This window comes from Piscinibacter defluvii (genome assembly GCF_004011805.1).
Classification (GTDB): Bacteria; Pseudomonadota; Gammaproteobacteria; order Burkholderiales; family Burkholderiaceae_C; genus Piscinibacter; species Piscinibacter defluvii.
This window is the reverse complement of record NZ_RCHJ01000003.1, coordinates 537,293-553,866: the sequence shown is the minus strand read 5'-3', so window position 1 is coordinate 553,866 and position 16,574 is coordinate 537,293. Positions and strand designations below refer to the sequence as shown.

Here is a 16,574-nt window from a genome sequence, read left to right as displayed (position 1 = left end):
CGCGGGATGCCTGACGGCATGACCGCCAATCTAGAAACCGCGCACCAACAGAAACGGGTCGAAGCGATGACAGTTTGGACAGGCTGGCCACATAGCCGCATCACGGTCCTGCGCGCATGAAGCTGCTGGTGATCGACGACGAGGTCAAGCTGGCCGAGTACCTGCGCAAGGGACTGACCGAGGAAGGCTTCGTGGTGGACCTCGCCCACAACGGTGTCGATGGCCTGCACCTCGCGATGGAGTCCGACTACGAACTGATCGTGCTCGACGGCATGCTGCCGGGCATCGATGGCCTGGGCCTGCTCGCGGCGTTGCGCCAGAGCAAGCAGACGCCTGTGCTGATGCTGACCGCCCGTGTGCGTGTCGAAGACCGGGTGCGCGGGCTGCAGAGCGGCGCCGACGACTACCTGGTCAAGCCCTTCGCCTTCTCCGAACTGCTGGCGCGCATCCAGGTGCTGCTGCGCCGCGCACGCCCTGCCCGCGCCAACGACGGCGCGACCGTGCTCGGGCTGGCAGATCTCGAGATCGACCTGATCCGCCGCAAGGCGGTTCGCGCCGGCCGCCGACTCGAGCTCACCGCGCAAGAGTTCGGACTACTCGCGCTTTTCGTGCGCCGGCAAGGCGAGGTGCTGTCACGCACCGAGATCGCCGAGCAGGTGTGGGACATGAACTTCGACAGCGCGACGAACGTCATCGACGTCGCCATTCGCCGCCTGCGCAACAAGCTCGATGCGCCCTTCGAGCGCACCTTGCTGCACACCGTGCGCGGCATGGGCTACGTGCTGGAGTCGCGCGACGAATGAGCCGCAGCCGCATCGGGTCGCTCGGCCGCCGGCTGTCGTACTGGCTGGCTCTGCAGAGCCTGGCCGGCCTTGTCGTGGTGTGTGCGGCGGTCTACGGCGCCACGCATCTGGGCTTCCAGGCCCGCCAGTCGGAGGAACTGGTGCAGAAGCAGGTGCAGCTTCGCCACCTGCTCGCGGAGTCGTCGCACGACGGTGACGTGGCGACGCTGAAGCACAAGCTCGACGACTTCTTCATCGGCCATCCCGACATGGCTTTGGCGCTGACGCGCGCCGCCGACGGATCGGAGTTCTATCGGCGCTCCTCGCCAACACCGACGGGCGACGTGCGCGTCGCACGGTTCGCACTGCCTGCGCCGGCGCCCGAGCAAGGCTCGCTCGATGCCGTCCTGGCACTGGACATCCGGGAAGATGCCGCGCTGCTGCGCCGCATCGGACTCACGCTCGCGGTGGCCGCGCTCGCCGGCGCGCTGCTCGTGTCGGCCGGCGGCTTCGTGCTCGTGCGCCTTGGCCTGCGCCCGCTGCGCGATCTGGTGAACCAGACCCGGCAACTCGCGGCCGATACCCTGCATCGCCGGCTGGACGGCTCCGCGCAGCCGGAGGAACTCGAGCCGCTGATCGCGCAGTTCAACGAGTTGCTCGGCCGGCTGGAGCTGGCCTACGCTCAGCTGGAAGGCTTCAACGCAGACGTGGCCCACGAACTGTGCACGCCGCTGGCGACGCTGATCGGCAGCACCGAGCTCGCATTGCGCAAAGCCCGTGACGCTGACGAACTGCGCGAGGTGCTCGGCTCGAACCTGGAGGAACTGCAGCGCGTCGCCAGCATCGTGCACGACATGCTGTTCCTGTCGCAGGCCGATCGCGGCGCCTCAGCGCGACGCGTCCCGACTCCGAGCCTCGCCGCGTTGGCGCGGCAGGTGTGCAACTACCATGAGGCGGCACTTGTCGATGCCGGCCTGGCGCTGGAGATCGTCGGCGATGCCGAGGGCAGCTTCGACACCCCGCTGCTGCAGCGCGCCCTGTCCAATCTGATCGGCAATGCCACGCGATATGCGCAGCGCGGGTCGACCGTGCGCGTGGAGATCACTGCTGAAGCGGCCGGCGAGGTGCGGTTGAAGGTGGTGAATCGCGGCGTCACCATCGGGCCCGACGATCTTCCGCGCCTGTTCGACCGCTTCTACCGCGGCGATGCCTCGCGCAGCGACGCCGATCGCAACCACGGGCTCGGACTGTCCATCGTTGCGGCCATCGCGCGCATGCACGGAGGGCGGCCCTTGGCAAAGTCGTCGGGCGGGATTTCGGCGATCGGCATGAGCTTGCGGGGCGCGGCGACCGACGAGACCGGCTTGTCGGCGCCGGCCACCTCCTCCACAGCAAGAACCGTCTTTCCGGGGCATTGAACGCTGCGGCCCGATCCGGCATCCAAGTGCCGATGCGCGGCCGCCAAATCGGACGGGCCGGAGTTGAGGAGTCTGCAATGCCGTGCTCAGCGCGCCTGCTCTCCGTCGCCATTCTTGCGTGCATGGCGGAGGCCAGTCCGGCGCAGCGCCAGCTCGTGGAAGTGACACTGCCGAACGACCGCCCTCTGGTCCGCCAGTTGACGGCGCCACCGGGCGAGTTCGTCGAACTGTGCACCAGGCTGCAGCCCGGACGAGCGCTCGACTGGGCCTTCGAATCCGAAGCACCCGTCGCATTCAACACCCACTTCCACGAGGGCGGCGCGGTGAAGTACCCGGAAAGCCTCTCGGCGATCATGGCGGCAAGGGGCCGCCTCGCGCCGAGCGCAAGCCATGACTACTGCTGGTTGTGGTCCAACCCCGGTGGCGAGCCCGTGAACATCCGGGTGCGGCTCACCCCTTGAACCGCCGGTTGTTCAGGGCGTACCAGCCTTCTTGAGCTCCTGCTCGACGAGCGCCTTCAACTGCGCCTCGCCGAACTCACGCAGCGGTGTGCCGTTGACGAAGAAGCCTGGCGTCCGGTCGACCTTCAGGGCCTGCATGTCGGCAATGTCCTGCCGCAGCACCTGGGCGACGGCCGGGCCGTCGGCATCCGCCCTCGCCTTCACGATGTCGAGCCCGATGTCACCGATGAGGTTCCAGATCATCTGCGGCTGCGGGCGATCGTGCGCAGCCCACTGCGGCTGTGCAGCCAGGGCGCGCTCGAGCGCCTCCCAGTACTTGCCCTGCTGCCGCGCCGCTTCGAGGATCTTGACTGCCGTGTCCGACCCGTGGTGCAGCGGCGCATAGCGCACCACCAGCCTGACCTGGCCGAAGCTCGCGTTGACCATCTGCTTGACGATCGGATAGAGGGCCCGGCAGGTCTCGCAGGACGGATCGAAGAACTCGACGATCGTCACCTTCGCCGCCGGATTGCCGAAGATCGGCGAGTGCGGCCTGACCAGCGCATCGCTGTTCGCCTGCGCCGCCTGCTTCACTTCTTGGTTCGAGCGGTTCGTGAAGACCACGACGCCGGCCACGAAAGCCAGAACCACCGCCGCGACGGTGCCCAGCACGATCCACTTCCTGCTCATGTTCTTGCCCTTCTTCTTGCCACCCACAACGCAACCCCGATTCCCGTGAACGCCGCGAGCGAAAGCAAAGGAATCGGGACCACGCCGGCCACCTGGACGTCGGCGTCGGCGCAGGACGATCCCTTGCCGCACGGCACCAGCCCCTCGGACACCACGCCCCAGAAGACCAGCAGGTGGTAGGCGGCGATCCCCCATCCCACGCCGGCCAGCGGCAGCGCGTAGCGAACGCTGCGCGCATCCGACGCGAACAGGCCCATGCCGAGCACCAGCACCAGCGGGAACATCGCGATGCGCTGGTACCAGCACAGCACGCACGGCGTCTTGCCCATCACCTCGCCCAGGAACAACGCGCCGGCCGTGGCCAGAAGCGCCAGCAGCCAGGCCAGGAACAGCGGCGTCCAGAACGTGGCGTTTCGGCTGTTGCCATGCCGGGCAACCGGCTGTTCTTCGCTCATCGTGCCGGTGGCGCGAAGCCAGCCGTCGCGTTCACCTCGACCTTCGACACGCTGCCGTCGGCCGCGGTGAACGAGAGCGTCAGGGGCACGCGCTCGCCCGCCTTGAGCTGCTTCTTCAGGTCCATCATCATGACGTGCAGGCCACCCGACTTCAGCTCGATGGTCTGGCCGGCCTTCAAAGGCACGCGGTCGGCGGGCCGCATCCGCATGATGTCCTTGTCCAGCCACATCTCGTGCACTTCGACGATGTCGGCGGCCGGCGAACTGGCGCCCGTCAGCACGACGTCCTTCTGGGCGGTCAACCGCATGAAGGCGCCGGTGGCCGACTGGTTCGGCACGGTGGCGCGCGCCCAGGCGCCATCGACGGTCACCTGCGCATGCACCACCGACGCCGCGCCCACGGCCAGCAGCGCGGCGAGACAGCGGGACAACACACGCTTTGGAAGAAGAAGGCTCATCTCGACATTCTCGCCCCGGGATCGGTTGCTGGCGCTTGCGGACTCACGTCGCACCTCCTCGGCCGGCTTCGCGCGAATCGGCCCTTGGCCGGAACGAGGCCAGCACGAGCAGCACCGCGCTGCCGACGATGAAGATGTCCGCCAGATTGAAGGCGGGCCAGTGCATGCCGCGCCAATGCAGGTCGAGGTAGTCGACCACGGCGCCGATGCGCAGCCGGTCGACGACATTGCCGAGCGCGCCACCGATCAAACCAACATAGGCAGCCGTTTCGAGTCGGCTGCCAACGCCGCGCCACAGCAGCACGGCGAGCGCAACACTGACGGCCAGGCCGACCGCGGTGAGCGCGTGGCGCTGCCAGCCGCCCGCGTCGGCGAGGAACGAGAACGACGCGCCGGGGTTGAGGACATGGACAAGATTGAACCAGGCGGTGACGGTGATGCCTTCGCCCAGAGGCAGATTCGCGGCGACCACCCACTTGATGCCCTGATCCAGCACGAGGAGCAAGGCGGCGACGCCCATCAGCAGCCACCAGCGGCCCCGCGACGCCGCGGCCGCCGCGCGTGGTTCGACAAGGCCGACGGATGCGGGCGTCATCGGTCGCGGTCCGCGATCAGCCGCTCGAGATCGGGCGGGATTGCCATCGGCTTGAACGCACTGACGTTCGAACCGCCGGTGTTGCCGACCGGCAGGCGGCCGACCAGATGGCCCACCGGCACCAACGCGATGCGCATCAACTGGCCCGTCACTTCGCGCCGGTCGCCCGCCGCCCAGCCGGCCCGAAGCATCTGCCAGTGCACCCGCACATGCGGCACGAAGTCGATTTGCCCAAGCACATGCGCGCGCTCGAGGGCCGCGAACGCGCTCCTGGGGTCGCCGACGGACCGGTGCCGGGCAGCCTCGGTCATTGCGGCCTCGAAGGCCTCGATGCGCCGTGATCCTGTCGCTGTCGTCACTTGCCCTCCCCTTTTCTCAACAGCCGCAGGCCGTTCACCACGACCAGCAGGCTCGCCCCCATGTCGGCGAATACCGCCATCCACATCGAGGCGTTGCCGAACACCGCCATGACCAGGAACACCGCCTTGATGCCCAGCGCCAGCGTGATGTTCTGCCACAGCACCGCATGCGTGGACCGCGACAGCCGCACGGTTTCGGCGATGCGGCGCAGATCGTCGTTCATCACCACCACGTCCGCCGCTTCCATCGCGGTGTCGGTGCCGGCCGCGCCCATCGCCACGCCGATGTCGGCCTGAGCCAGCGCCGGCGCGTCATTGATCCCATCGCCGGTCATCGCGGTCAGACCATGTTTTGCCTGCAGCGCCTTGATCGCTTCGAGCTTGTCCTCGGGCAGCAGGTTCCCCTGCGCCTCATCGATGCCAGCCTCGTGCGCGATGGCTGTGGCCGTGGCCTGGTTGTCTCCGGTCAGCATCACCGGCGTGATGCCGAGTGCCTTGAGCGATACCACCGCTTCGCGCGACGACGACTTGATCGTATCGGCGACGGCGAACAAGGCGACTGGGCCCGCCTCGGAGGCAAGCAGGCTGACCGTACGGCCCGCTTCCTCGTGCGTGCGCAAGGTGGCCTCGAGCGCCGGGGAGCATTGGCCACGCTCCTCGATCAGCCGATGGTTGCCCAGCACATAGACGGCGCCGCCGATGTCGGCTTGGACACCGCGACCGGCGATGGCCTTGAAGTCCTTCGCTTCGACGCTGTTGGGCCGCAGGCCCGCAGCGATGGCACGCGAGACCGGATGGTCGGAGTGGCCTGCCAGCGCCGCGGCGATGTGCTCGGCGGCGGCAGCATCGGTCCCCGGACCGAGCACCTCCCAGGCCACCAGCTTGGGTTTGCCCTCGGTGATCGTGCCGGTTTTGTCCAGCGCGATGGCCTTGAGCTTGCGTGCTTCCTCCAGGTAGATCCCGCCCTTGATCAGAATGCCGCGCCGCGCCGCGGCCGCCAGACCGCTGACGATCGTCACCGGGGTCGAGATCACCAGCGCGCAGGGGCAGGCGATGACCAGCAGCACCAGCGCCTTGTAGACCGCCTGCATCCAGGTCCAGCCGAGCAGCCAGGGGCCGAGCAGCGCCACGGCCAGCGCGATCACGAAGACCGCTGGCGTGTACACGGCAGCGAAGCGGTCGACGAAGCCCTGCGTGGGCGCGCGCGTGCCCTGCGCTTCCTCCACGGCGTGGATGATGCGCGCGAGTGTCGAGTTCGACGCCAGCGCGTTGACCTCGAACTCGAAGGTGCCGGTTTCGTTGATCGTGCCAGCGAACACCGGATCGCCGACCGCCTTGTCCACCGGGATGCTCTCACCGGTGACTGGCGCCTGGTTGATGCTGGAACTTCCCGCGGATACCACGCCGTCCATCGGCACGCGCTCGCCGGGCCGCACCCGCGCGACGGCGCCAAGCGCCACGGATGCAACCGGCACGGTCGCCCAGCTGCCGTCGGCCTGCCGCACCGAGGCTTCCTCGGGCGCCATGGCCAGCAAGCCCTTGATCGCGTTGCGGGCGCGATCGACAGCACGCGCCTCGATCGCCTCCGCAATGGCGTAGAGCGCCATCACCATGGCGGCCTCTGGCCACTGCCCAATGGCGAACGCGCCCGTGACAGCCACGGTCATCAGGGCGTTGATGTTCAACCGCCCATGGCGCAGCGCGGTCAGGCCCTTCTTGTAGACGTCGAATCCGGCCAGCCAGATGGCCGCGGCCGCCACGGCGAGACCCGCGGCTTTCCAGACCTGCGTGTCCGGGGCGAAGAAGCCGAGCACCTCCGCACCCAGGGCCAGCAGCAGGGCACCACCGAGCCGCCACGCCCCTCCCGATCCGGCGCCGTGGTCATGGTCCTCCGATTCGGTTCCCGCTTCGCTGGTCGAGCCAGCGCCCTTCTCCGACACCGGCTGCGGATCGAAGCCGGCCTTGCGGATCGCAGCCACGGCCTGTTCAACGGACGCAAGCGGCGCGTCGATGGCCAGCGTGCGCTGCCCGAGCTGAAAAGTCATCGCGCGAATGCCGGCGATGTGCTCGACCGCGCGCCGGATCTCCGACTCCTCGCTGGCGCAGTCCATCGTCGGCACGCGGAACCGGGCCCAGCCGGCAGGTGCGGCGGCGCCCAGCGGTATCGGCGCGGCGCAGGAGGACCCGTGACAGGCGCCGCAGGCGTCGGCGGGCTCGCTGGCCGCAGCGGAATTTGCGTGGGTATGGGTGGTGCTCACGGGTGCGTTCCTTGACTCATGGCTTCCATTGAAAACCCTGAAGTCGGTGTAGAGTCAAGACCCTCGATCCACCACGGAAAAAGACGATGCGCATCGGCGACCTGGCCGAATCGACCGGCACGGCGGTCGAGACCATCCGCTTCTACGAGCGCGAGGGCCTGATCCCCGCGGCGCAGCGCGCCGACAACAACTACCGCGTGTACACGGCCGCCCACGCCGAGCGGCTGGCGTTCATCCGCCATTGCCGCAACCTGGACATGACGCTGGACGAGATCCGGACGCTGTTGCGGCTGCGCGATGCGCCCTCGCAGGACTGCGGCGAGGTCAACGCACTGCTCGACGAGCACATCGGGCACGTCACCCACCGCATCCGCGAACTTCGGACGCTGCAGAAGGATCTGAAGGCGCTGCGCGCGAGGTGCGGCTCGCCGCATGCGATCGAGCAGTGCGGCATCCTGAACGAGCTCGACACCGCCGCCGCTCAGTCGACTTCCGCGTCGCCGCATCGCCACATCCGCGGTACGCACTGAGCCCCTGCCGCGTCGAACATGACGAAGCTGTCATGTTCCCGTTCAGCGGCTGTTGGAAAGCGGTTTCTACAGTCCCTTTCGATGCCAGCCCAGCGCGTGATCGCGCGCCGCCGGCACCCCTCCCACATCGAAAGGACTGAACATGCAATCGACCCATCGACTCCGCTCCGCCGCTCTTGCCGCCTTGAGCGTGCTTCCCCTCGCGGGCTTCGCCGCCAGCGGCAACACGTTCATGAACGGCCAGTCGATCTATGGGCAGCCGGCGGCGCAGGGTGCGCCGGTCCGCGTTGTCGACCTGGCGTCCACCGACCGGCTCAACGTCGCCTATGGCGAGAGCGTGACCTTCCGCAGCGGCACCAAGCAGTTCTCGTGGACCTTCGACGGGCTCGACCGCAGGTCCGTCGATGTGAACCAGATCGCGCCGGCAGGCTTTGCCGGGAAGCCCGTGGTCGTGTACGTCGGCCGCAACCCGTCGAATCGCCGATAAGCAGCGCTACGCAACGCTCAGACCAGTTCCTGCACCAGGCTTGCCATGGTGGGTCGGGCACGCGGAAACTGCTCGCGCACCGCGCTGCGTTCGCTGATGCCCAGCACCAGGCCGACCTGCTCCTCGTCGGCGCCGCGGTCGTACAGGCGCGCCACCACCGTGCGGCGTATCGACAGCGGTGTCGCCCACTCCAGTTCCGCGTAGCGGAACAGCTTGCGGTACGTCTCGAGGATGGGGCGGCACAGGCAGCGCCGCCGACCCTCGGCGCCGTACTGCGTGATGCGAAAGCCCTCGCCCGTCGCACTCAGGAACAAGGGGCTGTCCGGATCAAGACTGCGGTAGGCGTTGCCGTCCGCGATGCCATGACCCCGAGCCACTCGTTCCGCGAGGTAGGCGTCCAGCGCGTCGTCCAACTTCCGGCTGGCGAAGTAGAGCGGTCTTGACTTCCCGGAAATGCTGGCGCTCGCCGGCAGTTCCGACTCTCGGCGTACCTCACCACCGGCCTGCAGGTAGTCACGCACGCGCAGCCGCACGATCTCCAGCGGGCGCGCGCCGGTGACGAACAGCGTGTAGAACAAGGCCACGTCGCGCGCGGGCTGGGCGCTGCGGCCGCGGATGCGCAACACCGCCCGGGCGATCTCGTCCGCGCTCACGACCCGGTCCCCTTTCGGAGCGTGGCCCGCGGCAGGCTCGAACCGCTCCAGGGCATGCAGGATGGCGTCGCGCCGCTCGCGCAGGCGCCGCACGAAAGCGGTGGCACCGTCGTTCATGCCCTCGATGCCCACCTCCCTGCACAGGCGGATCGCCACCGCCTTGACGCGCCGCTCCACGGCGGTGCGCGTGATACCGAAATCCGCGGCCACTGATTCGTAGGTGCGGCCGTCGATCACCGCACGCAGCATGGCCACCGCCTGTATCGCGGCGGCCCCCGTGGAACCTGGTTCATCGTCTTCCATGGCATGCCCTCCGACTGCTGTCGAACATGTCCATCGTTCCCAAGAGATCCCTCCGCGGACAGCCAAAACCACGCGGCCCGGCCAGAGGTATCGGCACTGGCTCATTCAACGGCGACCGCTGTCCATCAATCTCCAATGGCAAGCAATTAGCGGTTTAGTTACCGGGTGCAACCCGAGCGCGCACATCGCGCCGTTTCCTGCGCCAATATCAACGAGCCACTCCATGGGAACGTCGGTATCGAAATGCTAGGTTGAACGCGTCGCGGCCGATCGGCGTTTAGGGAGTTTCGTCGGCACGCAGAAACGCTGAACAGGGGGCAAGAAGAATGCTCGATCGCGATCAGCTGGAAACCTTCGCGACGGTGGCCGAGGCACACAGCTTCGAACGCGCCGCGGCATTGCTGAACATCACGCGCGGCGCGGTGTCACAGCGCATCAAGGCCCTCGAGGAGTCGTTGACGACGGTGCTGCTGGTTCGCGAGAAGCCCGTCGTGCCGACCGCTGCGGGCGAGGTCCTGCTGCGCCACGTCAAGGCACTGCGCCTGCTCGAGGGCGCGACGTTGAACGAACTCAAGCCCCAGGCCGGCCCGCATCTGCCCGTGCCGCTAGCCATCGCGGTCAATGCCGACTCGCTCGCGACCTGGTTTCCGCGCGCCTTGTGGGAGTTGCTGCTGCGAAGGCAGGTGGCGCTGGAGATCGTCACCGACGACCAGGACCACACGTCGGGGCGCCTTGCACGTGGCGAGGTCATCGGCTGCGTCTCGACCGACGACAAACCCGCGGGCGGCTTTCTGGCCGAATGCCTCGGCGCGATGGAGTACCGCTGTTACGCCACGCCGGCCTTTGCAGCGGAGTACTTTCCGAATGGCCTGAACGTGCAGGCGGTGCTCGTCGCGCCGGCGATCCTGTTCAACCGGAAGGATTCACTGCACGACGACTTCCTGAAGCGGCGCTTCGGCTTCGCCGTGGAGCGTTACCCGCGCCACTACCTGCCCTCGCCGATGATCCTGATGGAGGGTGTTGCCGCCGGGATCGGCTATGGGTTGGTGCCGAGCCTGCAGGCCGCCGCGGCAGCCGGGCGCGGCGAACTCGTCGACCTCGCACCCGATGAACCGGTGCTCGTCAACCTTCACTGGCATCACTGGGAACTGGAGCCGCCTCTGTCGCGCGAGATCACGAACCTCGTCGTCGGCCATGCGCACGCCCAACTGCTGCCGCGCGCGGCGCAGGGGCCGACTGAGGCGGCAGCGTCAGCGCCGAAGGCCACCGACGCCGATTGACCTGGGCCCACCCATCACGCAGATCAGGCCCACGACGGCTGACACACCGAGTCCTCCGATCAGCGACACGGTGTCGGCGTCGCCCTTGATCCAGCCCGTCCATCCTGCCAGGTAGACAGCCCCCGACGCGGCCAATCCAGATCCCATCACGAGGCCTGCATGGCCCGCTGGAAGGGTCGCTCCGCGCAACAGCAGCACGAAGAGCCAACCGACGCTGGCGAGGTAGACCACGTTCACCGACACCATGGTCTCGACAATGCCCTGCCCGCGCGCGGCCAGCAGGCCGCCCGCGGCGAGCGCGGCCATTGACCAGCCCACGTGGTTCGTATCGCGCGCGCCGGGCACCGCAGCCGCCATCGCGCTGGCCATGGCACGCACGATCGCCGCGCCCGAACCCAGCGCCGCCGTCGACAGCGCGGCAAGCAGCAATGCTTGCGATCCCGGCCACAGCCCATCCGCCGCGCGTCCCAGCGCAAACGGGATCACCTGTTTCGCGTCCGTCAGCCCGTCCAGTTCGCCCGAGCCCCGCAGCGCCAGCACCAGGGCCGGCGGCAGGAAGGCGACGGCGATCAGGATGACGCCGGCGAGCGTGCAGCCTGCGGCAGCGACCAGCGGACGGCGCGCGGCCAGCACGAACTGGTGGTAGTCCGCGCCCAGGCACACGAGCAGCCCGACCGCCATCACGATGGACACCAGCCGCGACGTGCCGAACCCGCCGAGGTCGCTCACGAACCGTGGTGCCGCCTGCGCGTACAGCGTCAGGCCGCCCGCGTCAGCCAGCGCGTACAGCAGCACCAGCGCGCTCGCCAGCAGGCAGGCGACGAAGAGGCGCGATGCGACACGCAGGTCGAGCCTGGATGCGCCGAGGATCAGCGCCAGCACCAGCGCCTGGGACAAGTACCCCGGCAGGCCGATCACTCGCGCAATGGCGACGCCACCCGCGATCTGGGCCGCCAGGACACCGCTCATCCAGACCAGGGACAGTAACGCGACGGCGCGCTGGATCGGCTGGCCGAAGGCCTGCCCGAACAGTTCCCAGACCGGTACGCCGAGCTTCCACAACCTGCCCGCGAAAGTCGCAAGCGCAAGCATGCCCAGCGCGGTCGCCACACCGTACAGACCGCCCGCCATGCCGTGTGACAGCGCCATCTCGCCCGACCCGAACAAGAAGCCGATGCCGTAGCTGGCCGAGACCAGAAGGGCCGCCAGTTGCAGCACGCCAAGCACCCGCGTCGTCATGATCTGGCCTCCCGCTCCCAGGCCCGCACGACCGCGGCGGAACCAGCGAAGTACGCGTCGCAGACCGTTCCATGCTTCCGGTACGCAGGCAGGCGCCGGAAGAGTGCATGCGCTTGTGGCAGACGGTAGTAGGGGACCGCCGGCAGCAGGTGATGGGTCAGGTGGTAGCCGTTGTTGCGCGGGTGGATCAGCCAGCGAGCCGGGCCGCGCACGGCCATGTCGCGTGTGAAGCTGAGGATGCCGCCCGGCCGCAGCCCGAAGTGGTCGCACATCTCGCGCAGTGTCGTGATCAGATGAAAGACTGTCGCCCGCGCCAGCAGCCACAGCCCGATGAACGTCAGCGTGAAATCCGCGCTGGTGAACTCGAGCAGCAGTACCAGCGCCCCGAGCCACCAGGCCACGATGCCGCATCGACCCGTCCACGACACGCCCGCGGCCCCAAGGTGCCCGAGGAAGTTCCCCCACCAAGCACGCAGCGAGAAGACCTGCCGCAGGTAGCTCGCCAGCCAATAGCGCGGCGGTGTCCCCGGCGGATCGATCAGGTCGGGATCGCCGCCTGTCGAACCAAGTTGCATGTGGTGCTTGAAGTGGTCCGCTCGATAGCTTTCCAGCGATGCGAACACAAGCGGCGCGACGAGCAGACCCGCGACGGCATCGTTCACGCGCAGCGTTCGGCAGAGATTGCGATGCCCCGCGTCATGCAGGATGTTTCCCAAGGCGCGCTGCCGATTGGCGACGACGATCAGCGCCAACGGCAGTGTCTCCAACCCGATCCAGGCCACCGCCGCCGTCGCGGCCAGGATGGCGACCCAATCGAAGGCAATGTCGCCGAGCGGCCGCGCCCAGTTCAGCCGCAGCAGCTCGCGGTGCGCGTCGCCGTCGCCATGCAGCTGCGCGCGCAACGCCGACTGGTCCCCGAGGACTTCCGAATGCGTCAACATGTCCGGAAACTCCTTCCCCGAGCGGCATCGCATCGATGCGTCTCACCAGCTTCGCGCCAGCCAAAACGCTTCTGCAACGGCCCGGGTATCGACGCTAGCAGCGCACCGCGCCACGCGGAGGGCGTTTAGCAACTTTGGCGCTCGGTGAGCTTCGCTAAACCGCAACGTCGAGCCGCGAGATACCTCGCCGAGTCCTCATAATCAGTTACAGAAACCAGCCTTCCCACACACGCAAGGAGAGCCTCGGATGAGTGGCGAACGCGACCTCGATACCCTGCGGCGCGAGATGGCCCCGCAGTTGCACCCCGAGACCTTCGTCTACTGCAGTTTTCCGGACTTCTGCATTCCACCCGGCCTGGAGCCGATATGCACTTTTCGTGAAGCCGAGGGGGTGACCGCGATCGTCGAGAAAGCCCAGGCGGACGACTCGGCCGTGCCCTATGTCTTCGAGTCGCACCTGATCACCCTCACGGTGCACTCGGCACTCGACGCCGTGGGTTTCATCGCGACGCTGGCCGGCCGGCTGGCCGACGCCGACATCCCCTGCAACGTCGTCGCGGGCTACCACCACGATCACCTGTTCGTGCCGACGCGTCACTCGCAGCAGGCACTGAAGGTGCTGGCGTCGATTTCGGCGCCGCCGCGGTCCCCTGCGGGGCCCGCCGCCTAGTTGCCGCCCTGCTCGGTGATCCAGCGCCGCACATCCTCGGCACGCCAGGCAGTGACCCCTGCCGACAGCTTCACCGGGCTCGGAAACGAGCGCGCACGGACCTGACGCCACAGCGTGGACTTCGAGATCGGCACGAACGCGAGCACCTGACGTTGGCGCAGGAAACCCGTGTCGGGCAAGCAGGGTGAGGGGTTGCTGGCCGCGCCGGACTCGGTCGCGCGCAAGGGCGTGGCAGCGGCGGCGCTGCCGGGCAAGGTTGTTCGCATGGGCAAGTTCGGTCTCCGCGGCGGACGGCTCCGCCGGAAGGCATGACCAGCTCGTTGCGGCAGCGAAGGGTCACGGTCGGATCGCTGCGGAAAGGAACGCGAAGACTCCAGGTCAACCGCCGGTGCGTTCCCAACTGGCGGTTCGTGCGGACCGGCGCTGATACCCGGCCCTGAAAGGGGTGGTTGCTGATGGCGGGATGCCAGCGTTGCCGCTGGTCGCCTCAAGCGGAATCAAGGCAGGTGTCGACTGCGACGCCATCGACCTTCGATGGGAGAAGCGCTGCGACCCGTGGAGCCGCCATACGCCTGTGTGAGACCGTAGCGCCGGCGATCAGTGAACGCACGTCGAGCGAAGCACGCACCTGCGAAACGGCGGCCTTGCGCGGGCGCTACGCGGTGGCGACTCGCGGCGCCGGGGTTTCATCGTTCTCGCCGTCGCCAGATGCGCCAGCCTCGGCCACCGGCTCGGCGGGCGGCAAGGCGGAGATCGTCGCGTCCTCGCCGGTCAAGACACTCGCGCCATCGGGTGTCGTCTCTTCGACCGAATCACCCTGCCCCTCGATCTCGACCTCCGGTGCGTTCATGCGCCGCCGCAGGCCCGACGCGAAGTTGCGCGCCGCGGTGGCGACGCCGCGCACCTGGCGCTTCACCAGCGCGCGCTGCTTGTCGACCTCGCGCGTCGTGATGACCTCGTGGATCTCCAGCGTCTGCAGCAAGGGCATCAGCTGGTCGAGTTTGCCGAGCAGTTCCAGGTAGCGCCGGCCGCTCGACGACAGCACGCCCACCTCGATCTCCAGCGCTCGGGTGTCGTAGGTTGCCACCCGCGTGATCCCGTGCGCCTTGAAGAGCGCTTCGGCGCCGTCGATGGCGCGGTCGAGCGCTGCGGAAACGGCATCCAGGCGCTCGCGCAGCGCGGTCTCGACGCGCGCAACGTCCTCGGGGTCCAGGCGCGTGCGTGCGATCACCGAGATGAAGTGCGCGTTGAGCTGCAGCGTCGCGAACATGCGCACGAACAGGCGCTTGCCCTCGGCGCTGGTGAAGCAGGCCGGCATCTTCACGCTCGCCGCCTCGACACGCCGGTAGTCGACCTTGGCCTCGCGCGCGAGGATGCGCTCGTTCACGCCACCCTGGTCCACCCGCACGATCTGCAGGCTGGTGGTCGTCGGCAGGACATCGTTGTGCATGGGCCTCTCCCGCAAAGGACGCGCTGGCAACAGTGTTCGCCGCGGTCGGCGCCCACCGCCACGCGAAACGGCCGCGCGGCGGCGGTGGTTTCGCCATCAGCCCGCGCCACACGGCCACAACCCCGTTGACCACCGAGGCTCGCGTCGCTACCTTTCGCACACGCAGCAGCTGGCCCTGCGTCCACCTTGGCAAGCCCTGTTGATCCTCGTGCGCATGCGGGCGTCTCGACCGCTTCGCACCCTGAGCGCGCTTTCGAGCCGTTGATTGCACGGGCCTCGTGTGGCCAACGGCTGCAACGCGCGCTTCGATCGGTCGCTGGCATCCCGATCACGCGGCATGCGTCGCGTCCAGCCAGCCCTTGAAGTCAGCCGCCGGCTCTCAGCCGGCATTCGTCACCCCGTGGGGCCATCGCCCCACGCGCGGTCATGGCCTCCGCGTTCTCCATGGAGGCCAACATGCCACACCCCCGAGCATCGCTCGAACGTTCCCGCGCACCCCTCTTCACGGCGGGCACCTACCGTGATTCGTTTGACGACGTCCCGACCGAGGACGACGACACCGCCCAAGGTGGCGCAGAGGCCATCGACTGGACCGAGCAGGACGTGGTGTTCCTGCACTGGCGCCTGCTGCAGGAAGTCGAGGCGCTGTCGGACCCCGAGACACCGCTCGAAGCCAAGCTCGACACGCTGCGCTGGGTGTTCACCGAGCGCGAGAAGGACTCGCGGCCGTTCTCGTTCGTGAACTGCCTGCGCGTCGTCGGCTGCAGCCCGCTGTCGCCGATTGCCTACTGCGGCCTCGTCGACGCCGAAGAGATTCGCAGCCGCATCCGGCATGGCGTGAAGCAGTGGCTGGAAGCCACGCTGACGCGCTACCCCGAGTGGGTGCGCGAGGCCGTTGCGCGCAACCCGGAGTGGGTCGAGCTGCAACTCGCCCGCAATCCGCAGTGGATCAACCAGCAGGTCCGCGCGGTCGCCCTGCAAGGCGACCTGTTCGCCTGAGCCATCAACGGCCGCCGCCACACCGCGGCGACCACCACCTCAAGGAACACACCATGTCCCGCTTCTATCGCGCGGCCGGCGTGCTGGCCGTTCTCGCATTGCACGTACTCGGCGCCCACCTGGACGCCACCGATTCGCCTTCGCCGCCCTCGCGCGCCGAAGGCCATCGCCTGCCCGGCGCCACGCCGGTCCGCTGAGGAGCCGCCATGCACATCGTTTCCCAGACCGGGCGTGTCGCGGCGCTGCTGCTGCCCGTGCGCGCGCCGGAGGATCTCGAGTACCTCGTCAAGGAGAGCGAGATCGTCACCGGCCGGCCCGGCCGCACCTTCGTGATCGCCGGCGCCGACCGCCTTGCCTACCGGCTGCAGTGGCATGCGCTCGGCTTCCAGGTCGAGCGGCTCGACAGCCGCGGCCGCGCGCTGCACGTGCAGCAACTGCTGCTGTTCGAGTTCCTCGACCACCCGCTGCTGGAGGCCTTGCATGCCGGCCAGCTCTTCACCGCGCCGATCGAGTTCGACTCGCCGCGCGGTTGACTCATCTACCCCAAAGGCGGGCGTCCCTTCGGGG

At 68.3% G+C, this 16,574-nt stretch carries 21 protein-coding genes; 10 read left to right on the top strand and 11 right to left on the bottom strand.

The window, feature by feature from the left end; genetic code table 11:
• Positions 1-116 precede the first annotated feature (116 nt).
• The 3 genes from D9C15_RS12100 to D9C15_RS12090 all read left to right on the top strand — a co-directional run bounded on the left by D9C15_RS12100 (position 117) and on the right by D9C15_RS12090 (position 2,661).
• Positions 117-803 (top strand): heavy metal response regulator transcription factor, encoded by a 687-nt coding sequence (locus D9C15_RS12100; RefSeq protein WP_127997685.1) that lies wholly within the window; start codon positions 117-119, stop codon positions 801-803.
• Positions 800-2,200, top strand: a complete 1,401-nt coding sequence (locus tag D9C15_RS12095) for a heavy metal sensor histidine kinase (RefSeq protein WP_127997684.1) — start codon at positions 800-802, stop codon at positions 2,198-2,200. Before D9C15_RS12100 ends, D9C15_RS12095 begins: the two co-directional genes overlap by 4 nt.
• A 77-nt stretch (positions 2,201-2,277) precedes the next feature.
• Positions 2,278-2,661, top strand: a complete 384-nt coding sequence (locus D9C15_RS12090) for a hypothetical protein (RefSeq protein WP_127997683.1) — start codon at positions 2,278-2,280, stop codon at positions 2,659-2,661.
• Between the two features lie 12 nt (positions 2,662-2,673).
• Here the strand turns inward: D9C15_RS12090 and D9C15_RS12085 are convergent, their stop codons facing one another.
• From D9C15_RS12085 to D9C15_RS12060, 6 genes are all read right to left on the bottom strand, one after another.
• Positions 2,674-3,312, bottom strand: coding sequence for a DsbA family protein (locus tag D9C15_RS12085; protein ID WP_240668381.1), 639 nt, complete (start codon positions 3,310-3,312; stop codon positions 2,674-2,676).
• 14 nt (positions 3,313-3,326) lie between these two features.
• Entirely contained in the window at positions 3,327-3,785 is a 459-nt protein-coding gene (locus D9C15_RS12080; RefSeq protein ID WP_127997682.1) for a disulfide bond formation protein B, read from the bottom strand.
• Entirely contained in the window at positions 3,782-4,219 is a 438-nt protein-coding gene (locus D9C15_RS12075) for a copper chaperone PCu(A)C (RefSeq protein WP_375138784.1), read from the bottom strand. The genes D9C15_RS12080 and D9C15_RS12075 overlap by 4 nt, the downstream gene beginning before the upstream one ends.
• A 67-nt stretch (positions 4,220-4,286) precedes the next feature.
• Positions 4,287-4,838: a signal peptidase II gene (lspA, locus tag D9C15_RS12070; protein ID WP_127997680.1), complete on the bottom strand. Its 552-nt coding sequence runs from the start codon at positions 4,836-4,838 to the stop codon at positions 4,287-4,289.
• Positions 4,835-5,197 carry a DUF3703 domain-containing protein gene (locus D9C15_RS12065; protein WP_259372600.1) on the bottom strand — a complete coding sequence of 121 codons (363 nt, stop codon included), beginning with the start codon at positions 5,195-5,197 and terminating at the stop codon, positions 4,835-4,837. Before D9C15_RS12065 ends, lspA begins: the two co-directional genes overlap by 4 nt.
• Positions 5,194-7,308: a heavy metal translocating P-type ATPase gene (locus tag D9C15_RS12060; RefSeq protein WP_240668395.1), complete on the bottom strand. Its 2,115-nt coding sequence runs from the start codon at positions 7,306-7,308 to the stop codon at positions 5,194-5,196. The genes D9C15_RS12065 and D9C15_RS12060 overlap by 4 nt, the downstream gene beginning before the upstream one ends.
• A 233-nt stretch (positions 7,309-7,541) precedes the next feature.
• Between D9C15_RS12060 and cadR the strand changes: the two genes are divergently transcribed.
• Positions 7,542-7,985 (top strand): Cd(II)/Pb(II)-responsive transcriptional regulator, encoded by a 444-nt coding sequence (cadR, locus tag D9C15_RS12055; RefSeq protein ID WP_127997677.1) that lies wholly within the window; start codon positions 7,542-7,544, stop codon positions 7,983-7,985.
• A gap of 142 nt (positions 7,986-8,127) precedes the next feature.
• The gene (locus D9C15_RS12050; RefSeq protein ID WP_127997676.1) at positions 8,128-8,472 is read left to right on the top strand and encodes a CzcE family metal-binding protein; all 345 of its coding nucleotides are present in this window, start codon (positions 8,128-8,130) and stop codon (positions 8,470-8,472) included.
• 17 nt (positions 8,473-8,489) lie between these two features.
• Here the strand turns inward: D9C15_RS12050 and D9C15_RS12045 are convergent, their stop codons facing one another.
• Complete coding sequence (locus D9C15_RS12045; protein WP_127997675.1) at positions 8,490-9,428, bottom strand: site-specific integrase; 939 nt, start codon at positions 9,426-9,428, stop codon at positions 8,490-8,492.
• A gap of 326 nt (positions 9,429-9,754) precedes the next feature.
• On the opposite strand from D9C15_RS12045, the gene D9C15_RS12040 reads away from it, so the two are divergent.
• Positions 9,755-10,708: an HTH-type transcriptional regulator ArgP gene (locus tag D9C15_RS12040; RefSeq protein WP_127997674.1), complete on the top strand. Its 954-nt coding sequence runs from the start codon at positions 9,755-9,757 to the stop codon at positions 10,706-10,708.
• Here the strand turns inward: D9C15_RS12040 and D9C15_RS12035 are convergent.
• Positions 10,679-11,947 (bottom strand): SLC5/6 family protein, encoded by a 1,269-nt coding sequence (locus D9C15_RS12035; protein WP_127997673.1) that lies wholly within the window; start codon positions 11,945-11,947, stop codon positions 10,679-10,681. The two genes, D9C15_RS12040 and D9C15_RS12035, sit on opposite strands and share 30 nt — an antisense overlap.
• Positions 11,944-12,888 (bottom strand): fatty acid desaturase, encoded by a 945-nt coding sequence (locus tag D9C15_RS12030; protein ID WP_127997672.1) that lies wholly within the window; start codon positions 12,886-12,888, stop codon positions 11,944-11,946. Before D9C15_RS12030 ends, D9C15_RS12035 begins: the two co-directional genes overlap by 4 nt.
• A gap of 247 nt (positions 12,889-13,135) precedes the next feature.
• Here D9C15_RS12030 and D9C15_RS12025 point away from each other — a divergent pair, with 247 nt between their 5' ends.
• Positions 13,136-13,558, top strand: coding sequence for an ACT domain-containing protein (locus D9C15_RS12025; protein ID WP_127997671.1), 423 nt, complete (start codon positions 13,136-13,138; stop codon positions 13,556-13,558).
• Here D9C15_RS12025 and D9C15_RS12020 read toward each other — a convergent pair.
• Together D9C15_RS12020 and D9C15_RS12015 are read right to left on the bottom strand one after the other, a co-directional pair.
• Positions 13,555-13,824 carry a helix-turn-helix transcriptional regulator gene (locus D9C15_RS12020; protein WP_127997670.1) on the bottom strand — a complete coding sequence of 90 codons (270 nt, stop codon included), beginning with the start codon at positions 13,822-13,824 and terminating at the stop codon, positions 13,555-13,557. The two genes, D9C15_RS12025 and D9C15_RS12020, sit on opposite strands and share 4 nt — an antisense overlap.
• 389 nt (positions 13,825-14,213) lie before the next feature.
• Positions 14,214-15,008 (bottom strand): AcaB family transcriptional regulator, encoded by a 795-nt coding sequence (locus D9C15_RS12015; protein WP_127997669.1) that lies wholly within the window; start codon positions 15,006-15,008, stop codon positions 14,214-14,216.
• Between the two features lie 426 nt (positions 15,009-15,434).
• Between D9C15_RS12015 and D9C15_RS12010 the strand changes: the two genes are divergently transcribed.
• From D9C15_RS12010 to D9C15_RS12005, 3 genes are read left to right on the top strand one after another with little or no spacing between them, the layout of a single operon-like run.
• Positions 15,435-16,007 carry a hypothetical protein gene (locus D9C15_RS12010; protein WP_205854780.1) on the top strand — a complete coding sequence of 191 codons (573 nt, stop codon included), beginning with the start codon at positions 15,435-15,437 and terminating at the stop codon, positions 16,005-16,007.
• A 53-nt stretch (positions 16,008-16,060) separates the two neighbouring features.
• Entirely contained in the window at positions 16,061-16,204 is a 144-nt protein-coding gene (locus D9C15_RS33385; protein WP_164886710.1) for a hypothetical protein, read from the top strand.
• 9 nt (positions 16,205-16,213) lie between these two features.
• Positions 16,214-16,540 carry a hypothetical protein gene (locus D9C15_RS12005; RefSeq protein WP_127997668.1) on the top strand — a complete coding sequence of 109 codons (327 nt, stop codon included), beginning with the start codon at positions 16,214-16,216 and terminating at the stop codon, positions 16,538-16,540.
• The last annotated feature ends 34 nt before the right edge of the window (positions 16,541-16,574 follow it).